This window comes from Stenotrophomonas sp. STEN063, assembly GCF_056854515.1.
Genome location: NZ_JBXFWF010000042.1, coordinates 22,672 through 41,167 on the forward strand (window position 1 = coordinate 22,672; position 18,496 = coordinate 41,167).

At 64.5% G+C, this 18,496-nt stretch carries 15 protein-coding genes; 12 read left to right on the plus strand and 3 right to left on the minus strand.

What is annotated here, in order from left to right; translation table 11 throughout:
• Positions 1-368 precede the first annotated feature (368 nt).
• On the minus strand, positions 369-2,201 hold the full coding sequence (glmS, locus tag AC1VWL_RS12205; RefSeq protein WP_482986870.1) for a glutamine--fructose-6-phosphate transaminase (isomerizing): 1,833 nt from the start codon (positions 2,199-2,201) through the stop codon (positions 369-371).
• A gap of 215 nt (positions 2,202-2,416) precedes the next feature.
• Here glmS and AC1VWL_RS12210 point away from each other — a divergent pair, with 215 nt between their 5' ends.
• The 11 genes from AC1VWL_RS12210 (at position 2,417) to AC1VWL_RS12260 (ending at position 15,858) form a co-directional block, all read left to right on the plus strand.
• A complete protein-coding gene (locus AC1VWL_RS12210; protein ID WP_482986871.1) occupies positions 2,417-3,685 on the plus strand; it encodes an efflux RND transporter periplasmic adaptor subunit in 1,269 nt (422 codons plus the stop codon).
• A gap of 198 nt (positions 3,686-3,883) precedes the next feature.
• Positions 3,884-4,609 (plus strand): ABC transporter ATP-binding protein, encoded by a 726-nt coding sequence (locus AC1VWL_RS12215; protein ID WP_313173319.1) that lies wholly within the window; start codon positions 3,884-3,886, stop codon positions 4,607-4,609.
• Positions 4,610-4,623: 14 nt separating this feature from the next.
• Positions 4,624-5,949, plus strand: a complete 1,326-nt coding sequence (locus AC1VWL_RS12220; RefSeq protein ID WP_482986879.1) for an ABC transporter permease — start codon at positions 4,624-4,626, stop codon at positions 5,947-5,949.
• Positions 5,950-5,952: 3 nt separating this feature from the next.
• On the plus strand, positions 5,953-7,176 hold the full coding sequence (locus tag AC1VWL_RS12225; protein ID WP_481534504.1) for an ABC transporter permease: 1,224 nt from the start codon (positions 5,953-5,955) through the stop codon (positions 7,174-7,176).
• Positions 7,177-7,193: 17 nt separating this feature from the next.
• Positions 7,194-8,498 (plus strand): ABC transporter permease, encoded by a 1,305-nt coding sequence (locus AC1VWL_RS12230; RefSeq protein ID WP_296247629.1) that lies wholly within the window; start codon positions 7,194-7,196, stop codon positions 8,496-8,498.
• A gap of 127 nt (positions 8,499-8,625) precedes the next feature.
• Positions 8,626-9,849 (plus strand): ABC transporter permease, encoded by a 1,224-nt coding sequence (locus tag AC1VWL_RS12235; protein ID WP_296247626.1) that lies wholly within the window; start codon positions 8,626-8,628, stop codon positions 9,847-9,849.
• Positions 9,850-9,871: 22 nt separating this feature from the next.
• The gene (locus tag AC1VWL_RS12240; protein ID WP_482986872.1) at positions 9,872-11,182 is read left to right on the plus strand and encodes an ABC transporter permease; all 1,311 of its coding nucleotides are present in this window, start codon (positions 9,872-9,874) and stop codon (positions 11,180-11,182) included.
• A 61-nt stretch (positions 11,183-11,243) separates the two neighbouring features.
• A complete protein-coding gene (locus AC1VWL_RS12245; RefSeq protein ID WP_482986873.1) occupies positions 11,244-12,461 on the plus strand; it encodes an ABC transporter permease in 1,218 nt (405 codons plus the stop codon).
• A gap of 30 nt (positions 12,462-12,491) precedes the next feature.
• Entirely contained in the window at positions 12,492-12,974 is a 483-nt protein-coding gene (locus AC1VWL_RS12250) for a nuclear transport factor 2 family protein (RefSeq protein ID WP_482986874.1), read from the plus strand.
• 183 nt (positions 12,975-13,157) lie between these two features.
• On the plus strand, positions 13,158-14,495 hold the full coding sequence (locus tag AC1VWL_RS12255) for a sigma-54-dependent transcriptional regulator (RefSeq protein WP_482986875.1): 1,338 nt from the start codon (positions 13,158-13,160) through the stop codon (positions 14,493-14,495).
• Positions 14,496-14,505: 10 nt separating this feature from the next.
• A complete protein-coding gene (locus tag AC1VWL_RS12260; RefSeq protein WP_481534508.1) occupies positions 14,506-15,858 on the plus strand; it encodes a sensor histidine kinase in 1,353 nt (450 codons plus the stop codon).
• A gap of 278 nt (positions 15,859-16,136) precedes the next feature.
• Here the strand turns inward: AC1VWL_RS12260 and AC1VWL_RS12265 are convergent, their stop codons facing one another.
• Together AC1VWL_RS12265 and glmU are read right to left on the minus strand one after the other, a co-directional pair.
• The gene (locus AC1VWL_RS12265) at positions 16,137-16,547 is read right to left on the minus strand and encodes a GNAT family N-acetyltransferase (RefSeq protein WP_482986876.1); all 411 of its coding nucleotides are present in this window, start codon (positions 16,545-16,547) and stop codon (positions 16,137-16,139) included.
• 91 nt (positions 16,548-16,638) lie between these two features.
• Positions 16,639-18,006, minus strand: coding sequence for a bifunctional UDP-N-acetylglucosamine diphosphorylase/glucosamine-1-phosphate N-acetyltransferase GlmU (gene glmU, locus AC1VWL_RS12270; protein ID WP_482986877.1), 1,368 nt, complete (start codon positions 18,004-18,006; stop codon positions 16,639-16,641).
• Positions 18,007-18,089: 83 nt separating this feature from the next.
• On the opposite strand from glmU, the gene AC1VWL_RS12275 reads away from it, so the two are divergent.
• Positions 18,090-18,473, plus strand: coding sequence for a GtrA family protein (locus AC1VWL_RS12275; RefSeq protein WP_482986878.1), 384 nt, complete (start codon positions 18,090-18,092; stop codon positions 18,471-18,473).
• Positions 18,474-18,496: the final 23 nt, after the last annotated feature.

Below are 18,496 nucleotides of genomic sequence, written 5' to 3' on the forward strand. Positions count from 1 at the left end.
CCTTGCCGGTCGTGGCTTTTCCGCACCCTCATTACCCGCTCCCAATTGCAGGGGCGACGGACACAGTGCCCCCCCCTTGACCATGCAGTGCGTGGCAAGGGGCGATTTGGGTACTCCTAGAAAACAACTGGTTCAGCTCGCGATCACAAGGGCGGGCAGCTTAGCCCGTCGCTGCACCACCTTCGCACTGTGCCCAGGCATCCGAAGTCCATGGACAGCTTTCCAAGGTCACCGGCGGCCCGTACCCGCTGCTTGCGCAAAGCAAAAGCCCGGCGCTGGGCCGGGCTTCGAGCAACGTCGGGGGAGAGAGGACCGGGCTGCTGGCGGTGATTATCCGTAGTCCCGGTTACGCTCCCGTGACACCTGCGTTACTCCACGGTAACGCTCTTGGCCAGGTTGCGCGGCTTGTCCACGTCGGTGCCGCGTGCCAGGGCGGTGTGGTAGGCCAGCATCTGCACCGGGATGGTGTGGACGATGGCGCTGAGCACGCCGGCATGGCGCGGGGTGCGGATCACATGCACGCCCTCGGAGGCATTGAAGTTGCTGTCCTGGTCGGCAAACACGAACAGCTCGCCGCCACGCGCACGCACTTCCTGCATGTTGGATTTCACCTTCTCCAGCAGGCTGTCGTTGGGAGCGATCACCACCACCGGCATTTCCGCGTCGACCAGCGCCAGCGGACCGTGCTTGAGCTCGCCGGCCGGGTAGGCCTCGGCGTGGATATAGGAGATTTCCTTGAGCTTGAGCGCGCCTTCCAGCGCGATCGGGTAATGCAGGCCGCGGCCGAGGAACAGCGCGTTCGACTTGCCGGCGAAACGCTCTGCCCAGGCGATGATCTGCGGCTCCAGGTTCAAGGCGTGCTGCACGCTGCCCGGCAGATGCCGCAGCTGCTCCAGATAGCCACTCTCCTGCTCGGCATCGACCTTGCCGTGCAGCTTGCCCAGCACCACGGTCAGCTGGAACAGCGCAGCCAGCTGGGTGGTGAAGGCCTTAGTCGAGGCCACGCCGATCTCGGCACCGGCACGGGTGTAGCAGACCAGCTCGCTGGCACGTGGAATCGCGCTTTCCGGCACGTTGCAGATCGACAGCGTGTGCGTGTGACCCAGCGACTTGGCGTACTTGAGCGCTTCCATCGTGTCCAGCGTTTCGCCGGACTGGGAGATGGTGACGATCAGGTGCTTGGGATTGGCGTAGGCGGCGCGGTAGCGGTATTCGCTGGCGATTTCCACGCTGCACGGCAGCCCGGCGATCGCTTCGATCCAATAACGTGCGGTCAGGCCAGCGTAGTAGCTGGTGCCGCAGGCCAGGATCTGCACGCCTTCGATATCCTTGAACACGGCTTCGGCATTCTTGCCAAACAGCGCTGCCGGGAAACCACCGGCATCAATCGCCGCCTCGATGGTGTCGGCCAGCGCGCGCGGCTGCTCATGGATTTCTTTCTGCATGAAGTGGCGGTAAGGGCCCAGTTCCAACGAGGCCAGCGATACATCCGACATGCGCTGCTCGCGCTGTGCTGGTGCATTGTTGGCATCGAATACGCGCACGCCATGACGGGTCAGTTCAGCGGTGTCGCCCTCTTCCAGGAACATCACCCGGCGGGTGGCCTGCAGGATGGCCGATACGTCAGAGGCAACGAAGTTCTCGCCATCGCCCAGGCCAACCAGCAACGGGCAACCCATGCGTGCCACCACCATGCGCTCGGGCTCGTTCTGGCTGATCACTGCCAATGCATAGGCACCGGTCAGTTCCTTGACCGTGCGCTGCAGCGCGCTGAGCAGATCGTCTTGGTCAGCCTTGAGGTGATGGTGGATTAGGTGGGCAATGACCTCGGTATCGGTCTGCGACTCGAACACATAGCCCAGCGCCAGCAGCTTCTCGCGCTGCTCCTCGTGGTTCTCGATGATGCCGTTGTGCACCAGCGCCACGCCCTGGCTGATATGCGGATGGGCATTGGATTCGGTGACGCCGCCATGGGTGGCCCAGCGGGTATGGCCGATGCCCAGCACCGAATGGAACTGCTCGGCGATGGCAGCGTTTTCCATTTCAGCAACACGGCCGGTGCGGCGCACGCGGCGGATGTGCTCGGCATCCAGCACGGCAATGCCGGAGGAATCGTAGCCGCGGTATTCCAGCCGCTTGAGTCCTTCAATCAGTACCGGAACCACATCGCGATCAGCGATCGCCCCAACAATCCCGCACATGGCCTACCCATTGGTAATTACGAGCGGACATTCTAAGTCAGCTGGATCAGACAACCAGCGGACATGGCGGGACATCGGCGCCCGGACACTGTCCGCGCGAGCGTCCGCGGACACCCGGACACTCACAACGATGAATATTTTCCAAACAAATTCAATTGCTTGGAGTTGGCACGCGACCTGCTTAATGGATAACAAACCCAGCAGCGAAGCCGACGATGATCCGCGACACCTCCGCCCAGGACCAGGTAAGTACCCAGCGCCCGCAACCCGTGTGGCGGCGTTACATGTGGCCTGCAGTGATCACCGCGGTGGTGGTGGCAGGCATCGGTTACGTCGTCAGCAACTGGCTGGGCGCCAGCCGCTCCTTCGACGGTGACCGCCTGCGCATTGCCGAGGTCAAGCGCGGCGACCTGGTCCGCGACATCGCTGCCGACGGCCGCGTCATCGCCGCCAACAGCCCCGTGCTGTATGCCATCTCCGCTGGCACCGTGACCCTGAAGGTGGTTGCCGGTGACGTGGTCAAGCAGGGCCAGGAACTGGCGGTGATCGACAGCCCGGAACTGCGCAGCAAGCTGGCCCAGGAACAGGCAACCCTGGCCGGTCTGGAGGCCGAAGCCAGCCGCGCCGCACTGGATGCCACCCTGGCCCGCGCCACCGGCGCCAAGCTGTCCGACCAGGCCGGCCTGGTGCGCACCGCTGCCGAGCGCGACCTGCAACGCTACCAGCGCGGCTTCGATGGCGGCGCGGTACCGCAGGTCGACCTGGCCAAGGCCCAGGACGAACTGAAGAAAGCCCAGATCGAGCTGCAGCACGCCCAGCAGGACGCCAACCTGCAGAGTCAGGGGGCGAGCCTGGATGCGCGCAACAAGCGCTTGATGGCGGATCGTCAGGAAGCGGTGGTGGCTGAAGTGAAGCGTCAGGTCGACGCACTGACCCTGCGCGCTCCCTTCGATGGCCAGGTTGGCCAGGTGCAGGCCACCCAGCACACCCAGGTGGCCGCCAACGCCCCGATCCTGGGCGTGGTCGATCTGTCGCGCTTCGAGATCGAAATCAAGGTGCCGGAGAGCTTCGCCCGTGACCTGGCCATCGGCATGCCGGCGCAGCTGACCAGCGGCTCCGGCCAGCCATTCCCCGGCGAGATCGCCGCGGTGTCGCCGGAAGTGGTCAACGGCGAAGTCGTTGCCCGCCTGCGCTTCTCCGACAAGCAGCCGCCGGGCCTGCGCCAGAGCCAGCGCATGAGCGCACGCATCCTGCTGGACACCCGCAACAACGTGCTCAAGGTCGAGCGCGGCCCGTTCGTCGAGCAGTCCGGTGGTCGCTACGCCTATGTCGTCAGCGGCGGCACCGCGGTGCGTCGTCCGATCCAGACCGGCGTCAGCAGCCTGGGCGAAGTCGAGATCGTCTCCGGCCTGCAGCCGGGCGAAAAGATCGTTGTCTCCGGCGCGGATCTGTTCGGCGACATCGAACGCGTGTCGATCAATTGATAGGGGCCGGGAATGGGGATTCGGGAATCGTGATGGGAAACAGCTGCAGGCGTCCGGGTTGTCGTGAACCCTGCCGTCCACGCTGCCACCCTCGAATTCCCGCCCCATCGCCGGACCTGGCTACACCCATTCAAACGCAATCCCTGCACCCCGCTCCCGCTCCACCTTCCACATTCCCCGTCGCTGAAAGGAATACCCATGCTCCATATGCAATCCGTCTCCAAGGTCTTCCGTACCGAGCAGGTCGAAACCCATGCGCTGCGCTCGCTGGACCTGCATGTGCGCGAAGGCGAATTCGTCGCGGTCACCGGCCCCTCGGGCTCGGGCAAGACCACCTTCCTCAACATCGCCGGCCTGCTGGAGACCTTCACCAGCGGCCAGTACCTGCTTGATGGCCAGGACGTCAGCCACCTCGGCGACGACGCCCGCTCGCGCCTGCGCAACCAGAAGATCGGCTTCATCTTCCAGGGCTTCAACCTGATCCCCGACCTCAACCTGTTCGACAACGTCGATGTGCCGCTGCGCTACCGCGGCATGCCCTCGGCCGAGCGCAAGCAGCGCATCGAGAAGGCATTGACCGACGTCGGTCTGGGCTCGCGCATGAAGCACTATCCGGCTGAACTGTCAGGCGGCCAGCAGCAGCGTGCGGCAATCGCCCGCGCCCTGGCTGGCAGCCCGCGCCTGCTGCTGGCCGACGAACCGACCGGCAACCTGGATACGCAGATGGCACGTGGCGTCATGGAGCTGCTGGAAGAGATCAACAGCCAGGGCACCACCATCGTCATGGTCACCCATGATCCGGAACTGGCTGCACGCGCCCAGCGCAACGTGCACATCGTCGATGGCCAGGCCACCGACCTGATCCGCGAGCCGGTGCTGGCACACGCCGCCCGCATCGCCGCCGTTGCCGACAACCAGGGCTGATCCCGCGCATGTCGCTGTTCGCCTACCACCTCCGCCAAGGCCTGCGCAGCCTGCGCCGCACCCCCGTGCTGACCGCACTGATGGTGCTGTCGATTGCGATGGGCATTGGCGCGTCGATGACCACGCTGACGGTGAAGCACCTGCTCTCGGGCGATCCACTGCCCGGGCGCAGTGTGCAGATCTATTACCCGCAGGTGGATGCATCGACGCGCGGCGAGCGGGCGCGGCGCGAGCCATTGGACATGCTCGACTACACCTCGGCGACGGACCTGTGGCGTGACGGTCCAGCCGATCGCAAGGCTTTGGTGGTGGACAGCCCCGTCAAGTTATCCGCGCCTGCTAGCCAAGGGCCGGCGATGATGACCACGTTGCTGTCCACCACCGCCGATTTCTTCCCGATGTTCCAGGTGCCGATGGCCTACGGTGCCGGCTGGTCGGCCGAGGATGACCAGCGCCGCGCCCGCGTGGCGGTGATCTCCTCGGAGTTGAACCAGCGCCTGTTCGACGGCAAGGACAGCACCGGAAAGATGCTGCGCATCCGCGACAGCGAAGTGCGCATCATCGGCGTGCTCAAACCATGGCGCCCTTCCCCCCTGTTCTACACCGTCGCTGGCGGCCGCTTCGCGCAGGGCGACACCGCCGACTACTACCGGCAGGTTGAAGACGTAATGGTGCCGTTCTTCACCGGCCTGCAGATCAACGCCGGCAACTTCCGCCAGTTCACCTGCAACAAGTTGCCCGAGAAACCCGGCTACCTGGAAAACACCGATTGCGTGTGGCTGCAGCTGTGGGTGCAGCTGGACAGTGCGGCAAAGGTTGCGGCCTACCAGCAACACCTGCAGGCCTATGTGCAGCAGCAACAGCAGCTGGGCCGCATCAGCCAGCCCGAGCTGACGCGCCTGCGCAGCCTGATGGAGTGGATGGACTACAACGGCGTGGTGCCGCGTGACGTCAAGCTGCAGGCATGGATGGCACTGGCCTTCCTGGTGATCTGCCTGTTCAACACCATCGGTCTGCTGCTGGCCAAGTTCCTGCGTCGCACCGGCGAGATCGGTGTGCTGCGCGCCCTCGGTGCAACTCGCGCGATGGTGTTCCAGCAGTGCCTGATCGAGGCGGCGTTGATCGGCGTTGGCGGTGCGGTACTGGGGCTGCTGTTCACCCTGGTCGGCTTGTGGAGCATCCGCCAGCAACCACTGGCCTATGCCGACATGGTGCAGTTGGACATGACCATGCTTGGCCTCACGTTCGCCACCGCGGTGGCCACCACCGTCCTCGCTGGACTGCTGCCGGCGCTGCGCGCCGCCCGCATCGATCCGGCCCTGCAGATCAAGGCGCTGTAAGCGATGACCCTGGACATCAAACCCATCATCAGCACGTTGTCGCGGCACCGCATCGCCGCCAGCCTGATCGTGCTGGAAATCGCACTGGCCTGCGCCGTGCTGTGCAATGCCCTGTTCCTGGCCGCATCGCGGATGGAGCTGATCGGCATGAACAGCGGCGTCGACGAGGCCTCCATCGCAACACTCAGCCTGCTCGACTGTGACGCCTGCAAAGAGGTGGACGTGAACAGCCGCTGGTTGCAGCAGCTTCGTGGCCAGGCCGGCGTGCAGGCGGTAGGCGTCCTCAATGCCGTGCCGTTCGGCCAACGCGCCGGCACCGCCGGCGTCTCGCTGGATCCGGAAGGCAAGCACCATGGTGGCGTGCCGCATTTCTACACGATGGACGCAGGTGCCATCGATGCCTTGCAGTTGAAGCCGGTGCAGGGCCGCATGTTCAGCGACGCCGACTACCAGCCGGTGGAGAACTTCCTGCCGACGCACGCCCAGGTCTGGATCACCCAGGCGTTTGCCAAACATCTGTGGCCGGGCCAGGACCCGCTGGGCAAGCAGCTGTGGATGGGCGACTACCAGCTCACCGTGGCCGGCGTGCTGGCGCACTTCTCGCGCCCGGACCCGGGCCGCAGCGAGAATGGACTGGCCGGCATGGAGTGGTCGGTGATCGTACCGGTGACCACCGATGCGCAGGCCGGCACCTATGTGATCCGCGCCAACCCGCGTGACCTGCAACGCATCGTCAGCGACGCCGTCGCCGCCGCGCCCAAGGTCACGCCGGAGGCAATCATCTCCGCCGACTACAGCAAGACACTGCAGCAGCTGCGCGAGGTCTACTTCCAGCAGGACCGCAGCATGACCCGCCTGTTGCTGGGCATCTGCCTGGTGATGCTGCTGGTCACCGCGCTGGGCATCATCGGCCTGGCCAGCTTCTGGGTGCAGCAACGCACCAAGCAGATCGGCGTGCGCCGCGCATTGGGTGCGACCCGCCGCCAGATCATCAGCTACTTCCAGACCGAGAACCTGCTGCTGACCAGCGCCGGCATCGTGCTCGGCATGCTGCTGGCCTACACCGGCAACCAGTTGTTGATGCATTACTTCGAAATCCCCCGGCTGCCGCTGTATTACCTGCCGCTGGGTGCCGTACTGCTGTGCTTGCTGGGCCAGGCCGCCGTCATCGGCCCTGCCCTGCGCGCCGCTTCCATCCCGCCCATCGTCGCCACCCGCAGCGCCTGAGCTGCCAAGGATCGTCCATGTTCAGTTATTACTTCAAACTTGCGCTGCGCAGCTTCGGCCGCAACAAGATCCTGACCGCACTGATGGTGTTGGCCATCGCGCTCGGCATCGGTGCGGCGATGACCACCTTGACGGTGTTCAAGGTGCTCTCCGGCGACCCGATCCCGCACAAGAGCGATCGCCTGTTCTATGTGCAGCTGGATCCCTACACCAAGGAAGGCTACAAGCCCGGCGAAGAGCCCGAGATGCAGATGACGCGCTTCGACTCCGAAGAACTGCTGCGGCAGAAGAAGGCGCCGCGCCAGGCAATGATGACCGGCGGCGGCGGCATCGTCGATCCGCGCATCGACGCACTCAAGCCCTTCAGCATCAGCATGCGTTACACCTCGGCCGACTTCTTCCCGATGTTCGATACGCCGTTCGCGTTCGGCCAGGGCTGGAGCAGCGACGAGGACCAGGGCCGCAGCCGCGTCGCGGTGATCAGCGACACCCTCAATGACAAGTTGTTCAAGGGCGAAAACAGCGTCGGCAAGGAAGTACTGGTCGAAGGCAATGCCATGCGCATCGTAGGCGTGCTCAAGGAGTGGAAGCCTGCTCCCAAGTTCTACGACCTGTACTCGGGCAAGTTCGACTCCGAGGAGGATGTCTACCTGCCCTTCAGCACCGCACTGGAACTCAAGCTGGGCCGCAATGGCAGCATGAACTGCTTCGGCCGCGAGCTGGTCAATGACGCCACCGCACTGAACGTGCCGTGCTCGTGGATCCAGTACTGGGTCGAGCTGAACTCGCCCGGCGATGCCAAGGACTTCAAGGCCTACCTGGACAACTACTCCGAGCAGCAGCGCGCTGCCGGCCGCTTCGAGCGCCCGGCCAACACCCGCCTGCGTGATGTCATGGACCTGATGGAATACCGCAACGCGGTGCCGGGCGACGTGCGCCTGCAGATGTGGCTGGCCTTCGGCTTCCTGCTGGTCTGCCTGGTCAATACCGTTGGCCTGCTGCTGGCCAAGTTCCTGCGTCGCAGCGGCGAGATCGGCGTGCGCCGTGCACTGGGTGCCAGCCGCGCCGAAATCTTCAAGCAGTGTCTGATCGAGGCCGGCACGATTGGCCTGGCCGGCGGTCTGCTCGGACTGGTATTCGCCTTGTTTGGCCTGTGGGCGGTACGCCAGCGGCCGGCCGAATACGCCTCGCTCGCCCACCTGGATGGCTCGATGCTGCTGGTCACCTTCGCCCTGGCGGTGCTGGCCAGCATGCTCGCCGGCATCCTGCCTGCCTGGCGCGCCATGCAGGTAACCCCGGCATTGCAGCTCAAGAGCCAGTAACGCCATTACCCCCTCCCTTGCGCAACGCGCAGGGGAGCGCCGGGGAGGGGTGCTTTGGCAGTTGCCCTCGCCCTCGCCTCTCCCAACCAAACCCATTCCCAGCTCCACGCTTCCCCGGAGAAACCTCATGGAAATCCGCCCCATCCTCTCCACGCTGTCGCGGCACAAGACAGCCGCCGCACTGATCGTGCTGGAGATCGCGCTGAGCTGCGCCATCATCTGCAACGCACTGTTCATCGTGTCGCAGCGCATCGACGCCATGCAGCTGGCAAGTGGCATCGATGACAACCACCTGATCGAGATCGGCCTGAGCGGCATTGGTGAGCAGGTTGATGCCGACGCCCGCACTGCCGAGGACATCGCCTCGCTGCGCGGCATCCCCGGCGTCGAGAGCGTGGCCATCGTCAACCAGCTGCCGTTCCAGGGCGGCTCCTGGAACACCTCACTGGCAGCCACCGCGGAGCCCGAAGCGCAGTCGATCAATGGCGCCCAGTACATGGTGGGCGAGAACGCGCTCAAGACCCTGGGAGTCAAGCTGGTCGCCGGCCGCGATTTCAATGCCGATGAATACCAGAGCAGCGATGTACTGGAGAAGGTGGAAGACCTGGGCAAGCTGAAAGCACCGGCCATCCTCACCGAAGCCATGGCCAAGCAGTTCTTCCCGGACGGCAATGCGGTGGGCAAGACCCTGTATATGGCGAACATCCCGGTGACCGTGGTGGGCGTGGCGCAGACCCTGCTGCGGCCGAACATGCAGAACAACAACCGCACGTATTCGATCATCTTCCCGATCCGCATGAACTTCTCCAACGGCGGCCGCTACATCCTGCGCGTCACCGAGCAGGGACGCCGTGATGAGGTGCTGAAGCAGGCATTGGCGACGCTGGACAAGAACGATCCCAACCGCCTGGTCTGGACCAAGCAGACCGTTGAGGAGAAGCGTGCCAAGAACTTCGCCAATGACCGCGACATGATTGGCCTGCTGCTGATCGTCAGTGGCCTGTTGTTGCTGGTGACCGCGCTGGGCATCATCGGCCTGGCCAGCTTCTGGGTGCAGCAGCGCACCAAGCAGATCGGTATCCGTCGTGCGCTGGGTGCCACCCGCGCGCAGATCCTGCGCTACTTCCAGACCGAGAACTTCCTGCTGGCCGGTATCGGCATCGTGGTCGGCATGTTGCTGGCCTACCTGCTCAACCAGTGGCTGATGGGTCGCTACGAGCTGCCGCGCCTGCCGCTGCTGTACCTGCCGGTGGGCGCGGTACTGCTGTGGCTGTTGGGCCAGATCGCAGTGTTCGGCCCGGCCCGCAAGGCAGCATCGATTCCACCGGCAGTAGCCACACGCAGCACCTGATACGTCAGTTCAAGGACGGAACATGTTCGGTTATTACCTGCAATTGGCGTGGCGCGGCTTCGGCCGCAACAAGGTGCTGACCACCTTGATGGTGCTGACCATCGCGGTCGGCATCGGCGCGACCATGACCACCCTTGGCCTGTACTTCGTCTTGTCAGGGGATCCGATTCCACGCAAGAGCCAGCAGCTGTTCTACCCGCAGCTGGAACCGCGCAGCCTGGGCAAGGACGCCACGCTGGAATCGGACCCGCTGGAGCAGATGACCCGCTATGACGCCGAGGAGTTGTTGCGGCAGAAGCGCGCTGACCGCCAGGCGGTGATGACGGCCGGCTCGGTGACGGTGATGCCCGCAGGCAACACCGCACAGCCTTTCCGGGCGATGGCGCGCTACACCTCGGCGGATTTTTTCCCGATGTTCGAGGTGCCACTGGCAGCAGGCAACGCATGGAGTGCGGCCGAGGATGACAGCCGTGCGCTGGTGGCGGTCATTGACCGCAAGCTGGCGCAGCGGCTGTACGGCAGCGAGGACGTGATCGGCAAGGAGCTGCGCCTGCCGCAGGGCGTGTTCCGCGTGGTTGGGTTGCTTGGCAACTGGAAGCCCACGCCGCGCTTCTACGACCTGACCAGCCAGCGTTATGGCGGCAACGAACAGGTGCTGCTGCCGTTCTCCACCTCGCGCACCCTGAGGCTCGATACCCAGGGCAACATGAACTGCTGGGGCAGCAGCGATGACGGCGAAGGCAACCGCGGCCTCACCGCGCCCTGTGCCTGGCTGCAGTACTGGGTGGAGCTGGACACAGCGGACAAGGCACGCGATTACCTGAAATACCTGGCCGACTATTCCGATACCCAGCGTGCCAACGGTCGCTTCGAACGCCCCACCAATGTGCGCCTGCATGATGTGATGGGGTGGCTGGACTTCAACCGCATCGTGCCCAACGACGTGCGCCTGCAGATGTGGCTGGCCTTCGGCTTCCTGCTGGTCTGCCTGATCAACACGGTCAGTCTGCTGCTGGCCAAGTTCCTGCGCCGCAGCGGCGAGATCGGCGTACGCCGATCGCTGGGCGCTTCACGCGCGGACATCTTCAAACAATGCCTGACCGAAGCCGGCTTCATCGGCCTGGCCGGCGGCGTACTGGGGCTGGGTTTTGCGGCGATCGGTCTGTGGCTGATCCGCCAGCAACCGGACGAGTACGCAAAGCTGGCGCAGATGGATGTCACCACCCTGTGGATGACCTTCGTGCTGGCAGTTGGCGTGAGCCTGGTCGCCGGGCTGTTGCCGGCCTGGCGGGCCATGCAGATTCCTCCCGCACTACAGCTCAAGAGCCAGTGACACGGTGGCGCTGAATCCACCGCGTCAGCAACGGCAGCTCTCGCCGCCACGGAGAACACCTTTGGACATCCGCCCCACCCTGTCGATGCTGTCCCGCCAGAAGATTGCCGCACTGCTGGTCGTGTTCGAGATCGCGATCAGCTGCGCCATCATCTGCAATGCGGTCTTCATCATCAGCAACCGCGTTGCGCAGATACAGCTGAAAAGCGGCGTGGCCGAGGACGAGCTGGTCTACCTGGCCACCAGCAGCCTGCTGCCGGACGTCAACTACGATGCGCTGCGCAAGCAGGACCTGGCCGCACTTGCCGCCGTCCCCGGCGTGAAGGCAGTCAGCAGCATCAACCAGATCCCGTATGGCAGCAATGTCTGGGGCTCGGGCATACGCCTGCAGCCGAACCAGACACGCCCGACGGTACATGCCACCAATTACATGGACGACGGCCAGTTGCTGCCGACCTTTGGCCTGCAACTGCGCGAGGGCCGCGGCTTCAAGCCCGACGAGTACCTGGAGAACAGCGCTTTTGCTGGTGGCGATGCCGATCCTGTCGTACCCAGCGTGCTGTTGAGCCACTCGCTGGCCAGGTCCCTGTTCCCGGATGGCAACGCGGTGGGCAGCAACATCTATGTCTGGGGCAGCAAGCCGACCCAGGTCGTGGGCGTGATCGATGACCTGCTGGCACCCGGCGAAGCTGGCGAGTTCAGCAGCCGCTTCGACAGCATGGTGTTCCCGGTCCGCGTCTCCAACGGTGCCTATGCGCTGCGTACCAGCCCCGAGCAGCGCGAGGCCGTGCTGAAGGCCGCCATCGCCGCGTTGAACAAGGCCGACCCCAACCGCATCATCGAGGAACAGGGCACCGTGTCACGCATGCGTGACGCCTTCCAGCACCGTGATCGCTCGGTGATCTGGCTGTTGCTTGCGGTCTGCGTCGCGCTGCTGGCGGTAACCGCCTTCGGCATCGTCGGCCTTGCCAGCTTCTGGGTGCAGCAACGCACGCGCCAGATCGGCATCCGCCGCGCCCTGGGGGCAACCCGCAAACACATCCTGCGCAATTTCCAGCTCGAGAACCTGCTGCTTAGCAGTGCCGGCATCATCGTGGGGCTGATCCTGGCCTATGCGCTGAACATGTTCCTGATGAGCCGGTACGAACTGCCACGCCTGCCGCTGATGTATCTGCCGGTGGCAGCGGTGTTGTTGCTGCTGCTGGGGCAGATCGCCGTGCTTGGGCCCGCGCGTCGCGCAGCGGCCGTGCCACCGGCGGTCGCCACCCGCGCTGCCTGATCCTCTTCCACTGTTTCCCGGAGTCGCCCGATGAAAACCACGCTGACGTTCCTACTGCTGATGCTGTGCTCGCTGACGATGGTCCCCGCGCACGCGGCTGATGCCGACAATGGCAGCCTGCACGACACCATCGCCGCACTCGACCACGGTATGTTCGACAGCTTCAACCGCTGCAGCGATCCGGCCCAGTTCGAGAAGCATGCGGGGTATTTCGATGCGGCGGTCGAGTTCTACCACGACAATGGCGGGGTAACCTGGACACGCGATTCCATGCTGGCGAACACCCGCAAGCATGCCTGCGGCAACTACACCCGGCAGTTGCTACCCGGCACGCTGGAGGTATTCCCGATCAAGGACTTCGGCGCCATCGAACAAGGCCAGCACCAATTCTGCGATCTGAAGGGCGAACACTGTGACGGCGTAGCCGACTTCGTCATCATCTGGCGCCTGCGTGATGGTCAGTGGCAGGCAACGCGGGTGCTGAGCTACGGGCACCGCGCCGCGACTCCATGATCCAGAGACTGGATGCAGGGCAGCACCGCCCCCAAAAGGGCGGCACTACAAGCGGCTCACCGTGTGGCGTGGCCGGGCTTCGATATGGCACTGTCACACGTCCCAGCCAACACATTCGGCAACGTGTAATGTGCTGACTTCAGCGCCAGCACCGCGTCCCTTTATCTTCTTCTGCGACAACCGATGCCACAGATCCTGATCATCGACGACAACACCGCCGTGGCCACCGCGCTGGACGTGCTGTTCTCCCTGCACGACATCGACACCCGCCACGCCACCTCGCCCGAGCAGGGCCTGGCGATGCTGGCCGAACATGAATTCGATCTGGTCCTGCAGGACATGAACTTCACCGCCGACACCACCTCCGGTGAGGAAGGCCAGGATCTTTTCCGGCGCATCCGCCAGGCGCATCCGGACCTGCCGGTGATCCTGCTGACCGCCTGGACGCACCTGGACAGCGCGGTGGAACTGGTCAAGGCCGGCGCCTCCGACTACCTGGCCAAGCCCTGGGATGACGGTCGCCTGCTGACCACGGTCAACAACCTGCTGGAACTGGCCGAGGCGCGCCGCGAGCTGGCCCGCCGTCGCGCCCGCGAGCAGCGCCAGCAACAGGCCCTGCACGATCGCTACGACCTGCGCGGGCTGGTGTTCGCCGACCCTTCCAGCGAGCGCATCATCGCCCTCGCCTGCCAGGTCGCGCGCTCGGAACTGCCGGTGTTGATCACCGGCCCCAACGGCGCCGGCAAGGAAAAGATCGCCGAAATCATCCAGGCCAACTCCGCACACAAGAAGGGTCCATTCGTCGCACTGAACTGCGGCGCCATTCCCTCCGAACTGATCGAGGCCGAACTGTTCGGCACCGAGGCCGGCGCCTATACCGGTGCCAACAAGGCCCGCGAGGGCAAGTTCGAGGCAGCCGATGGCGGCACCTTGTTCCTGGACGAAATCGGCAACCTATCGCTGACCGGGCAGATGAAACTGCTGCGCGTACTGGAAACCGGGCGCTTCGAGCGGCTGGGCTCCAACCGCGAGCGGCAGGTGAAGGTGCGCGTGGTCAGCGCCACCAATGCCGACCTGCCGGCGATGATCCGTGCGGGCAGCTTCCGCGAAGACCTGTATTACCGGCTCAATACCGTCGAGCTCAGCCTGCCGCCGCTGGCCGAACGGCGCGAGGACATCCTGCCGCTGGCGCAGTACTTCCTTGCCGATGGCAAACCGCTGTCGGCATCGGCCTTGCAGGCGCTGCAACGCCACAACTGGCCCGGCAACGTGCGCGAACTGCGCAATGTGATCCAGCGCGCCGCCCTGCTCGCGCAGGGACCGCGCATTGAAGTTGCCGACCTCAACCTGCCACGCGCGCCCGCACGCCCCACCGCACCGGCAGACGAACCCGACCGCGAGCACATTGTCAGCGCCCTGGAACGCGCTGGTGGCGTCATCGCCCAGGCCGCCGCCGAGCTGGGTTTGAGCCGGCAGGCACTGTACCGCCGCATGGACCGCCACGGCATTCCGCGCGAATGAGCAGCCATCAGTGAAAACGCGCTCCTTCACCTTCACCCTGTTCCTGCGCCTGCTGCCGGTGCTGGCACTTGCTGCGGCCTTGCCATGGTTCCTGGCCTACTGGATGGACCGCGGCTGGGTGGTGGTATGCGTTTCCACCGTGTTCCTGCTGGCTGCGATGTGGTGGGCGTTGAGCCGCGCCACCTCGCCGATCCGTTCGCTGCTGCGGGCACTGGCCGGCACCACCAGCAGCTACCGCGACGGCGAGTTCAACTTCGGCGTGCATTGGCGCGGTCACGATGAGTTCGCACAGCTGGTGCAGGCGCATGCCGAACTGGGCGATGTACTGCGCGAACAACGGCAATCGCTGGTGCAGCGTGAGCTGCTGCTCGACACCATGGTGCAGAACACCCCGGTGGCGATGTTGCTGCTTACCGATGGTGGCGATGGCGTACAGCGTGTGACCTTCTCCAACACCGCCGCGCGCAAGCTGCTGCATGGTGGCTGGAAGCTTGAAGGTCAGCGCATGCACGAGTTGCTGGAGAACATGCCGATCGAGCTGCGCAATGCCATTGCCCGCGGCGGCGACAGCCTGTTCGCGGTGCGTGATCCGGATGCGGCCGAAGACGATGATGACGACGAGCAGATCTACCACCTGTCGCGTCGTGCCTTCCATTTGAATGGCCGCCCGCATGAGTTGCTGCTGCTGCGCCTGCTCACCGCCGAGTTGCGCCGCCAGGAAGTACAGACCTGGAAGAAGGTGATCCGCGTGATCAGCCATGAGCTCAACAACTCCCTGGCACCGATTGCTTCGCTGGCGCATTCCGGCGCCGAACTGGTACGACGCGGCCGCCATGATCGCCTTGAAGATATCTTCGGCACGGTGGAAGAACGCGCCCGTCACCTTGAAGGTTTCATCCGCGGCTACGCTCGCTTCGCCAAGCTGCCGCAGCCGCAGCTGCAGACCGTTGCCTGGAGCCAGTTCCTGCATGGCCTGCAGCAGCAGATCAGCTTCCGCATGGCGCCGATGGTCGACGAGCAGTACAGCCGCCTGGATCAATCACAGTTCTCGCAGGCCCTGCTGAACCTGCTGAAGAATGCGCACGAAGCCGGTGCTGACAATGGCGCACCCGATGATTCGGTGGAAGTGCGTATCGCGCGCCTGCCCAACTGGCTGCGCATCGAGGTATTGGATCGCGGCACCGGCATGAACGAAGCGGTACTGCAGAACGCATTGATGCCGTTCTATTCAACCAAGCGCAATGGCACCGGCCTTGGCCTGGCCTTGACCCGCGAGATCATCGAGGCACATGGCGGTCGCATCTCCCTGCAGAACCGCAAGGACGGCGGTCTGTGCGTGGCGATCCTGTTGCCACACGACTAAGCGGGCGTAGCCATGGTTGTGGGAGCGGCGTCAGCCGCGAAGCTGATACCGCATCAGCACCCGCACCACCGGTTATCTGAAACTGTCCTGGCTTCGCGGCTCACGCCGCTCCTACAAATCGGTGGGGCCACGGGGAAAGCCTTGCCGAGCATGGCTCGGCACTACGCCCCCTCCCTTTTGCGCAGCAAAGGGGAGGGTTGGGGAGGGGTTGGCTTTACCGCCTTTGATGTTGCACCGGCTTCGCGGCTTACGCCGCTCCCACAAGAAGCGGTTTGCGGCTACGACAAGATTCGCTGCATCGCCAACCGCAACTCCATTGGAAAGCCAGCTGCTGCCTCGGCCGCCATCACCTCGCGCATGCCTGCGCTCCGCGCATGCGATGGCCATTCACTGAAACCCTCGCTGGCATAGAAGGGGGCATTCCAGGCCACGTCGCTCAAGGTGGTGAGCACCGCCCGGTGATGTCCTGATGCCCTCGCCTGCTGCAACGCGTGCCGCAGCAAGGCACGGCCCAAGCCTTTGCGGCCATGCGTCGGTGCAACGTCCATCTGCTGGATATGGAAGTCAGCACCAAGCACACCTGCCATCAGATAGCCGGCCAGTTGCTGTTCACTGACGATGACCCACAACATTCCACGCTGCCAGGCCTGTTCGAACAACGCTGGCTCGGTTGGGCTCGCTGCAAACACCTTCGCAGCAGGATGCCCTCGCAGGCGTTCACCCGCCTGCGCTTCTATCCGCGGTAGCAGCGCGAGCTCATCGCGCTGCGCCAACCTGGGCTCAGGACTTTTTGACAGGGCGTGTCCAGCCTTCAAGCGTCTGCTGACGTGTGCGTGCCAGCGTCAGTTTGCCTTCCGGTGCATTGCGAGTAATCACCGAGCCGGCACCAATCGTGGCACCGTCCTCGATCGTCACCGGCGCGACCAGCGAGCTGTTGGAGCCCACGAAGACCTTGTCGCCAATCGTGGTCTGGAACTTGTTCACGCCATCGTAGTTGCAGGTAATGGTCCCGGCGCCGATGTTGGTGCCGCTGCCAATAACCGCATCACCCAGATAGGTGAGGTGATTGGCCTTGCTGCCCTTGCCCAGCGTGACCTTCTTGGTCTCCACGAAGTTGCCCACGTGCACGCCATCGGCCAGCACCGTACCCGGGCGCAGGCGTGCGAACGGTCCAATCTGGGCCGCGCCTTCGCTGATCACGCCTTCCAGGTCACAGTGCGGGCGCACCTCCGTGCCAGCGCCGAGCTTGACGTCCTTGAGCCGCACGAAAGCACCGATGCTGACGCCATCGCCCAGCTCGACCTCGCCTTCCAGAATGACGTTGGCATCGATCTGCACATCGCGCCCGACCTTGACCGTGCCACGCTGGTCAAAGCGCGACGGGTCCAGCAGACGCGCGCCCTGCTCGCACAGCGCCTTGGCTGCGCGCAGCTGCCAAGCCCGCTCCAGCTGTGACAGCTGCCAGGGGTCATTCGCCCCTTCCGCTTCCTGCGCATCGCTGACCAGCACCAGTTCGGCCGGTGCGTACTCGTTGGCGGCGGAGGCAAAGACGTCGGTCAGGTAGTACTCGCCCTGCGCATTGCGGTTGGACAGGCCTGAAAGCCAGCGACGCAGCGCGGTGGATTCGGCGGTGATGATGCCGGTGTTCACCGTGCGGATGCGCTTCTGCTCATCGTTGGCATCCTTCTGCTCGACGATGGCCGCGACCTTGCCTTCGGCATCGCGGACGATGCGACCGTAACCGCTGGGATCATCCAGCTCGGCCACCAACACCGCCAGGCGCGGGCCGTTGTTCAGCAGTGCGCTCAAGGTCTGCGCGCGCATCAACGGCACATCGCCGTACAGCACCAGTACCTGCGCCGTATCCGGCACCTGCGGCATGGCCTGCTGGACTGCATGGCCGGTACCCAGTTGCTGGCTCTGCTCGGCCCACAGCAGGTCCTGCTGGTCGGCGAAGGCGGCGCGCACTGCCTCTCCACCATGACCGTAAACTACGTGGATGCCGGCTGGCTTCAGCTCGCGTGCGGTGGCAATCACGTGCGCCAGCATCGGCTGCCCGGCGATGGGCTGCAGCACCTTGGGCAACAGCGACTTCATGCGTTTGCCGGCGCCGGCGGCGAGGATGATGACGTGCAGCGGCTGGGACATGCGTGGAACTTCCTTCGAGAGTCTCTGGATTCTAAGCGCAAGGGGTTAGCATTGCAGGCTATTCGCCAGAGCCCACCACAGCCATGAGCCTATTCCGCCAAGGCACCCAGTTCATCATCATCGGCCTGGCGCAGCTGGCGTTGGACTGGGGGGTATTTGTTGCCGTGACGGCGCTTGGCATACCCGTCGCACCGAGCAACCTGGTGGGGCGGATCAGTGGCGCGTTGTTTGGCTTCTGGCTCAACGGCCGTTACACGTTTGCAACCCAAGGCGAACAGCGTCATGGCTGGAAACGCTTTGCGCGCTTCTGGGTGTTTTGGCTGCTGATGACCGTGATCAGTACCGGACTGATCGACTGGGTCGCGCAATCGCTTGGCCTGCAGTATGCGTGGCTGGCCAAGCCGGTGGTCGAGCTCGGGCTGGCGGTGGTGAGCTTCTTCGCGCTACGCCACGTCGTCTATCGCTGAACAGGCTGTTGTAGTGGGGGGGG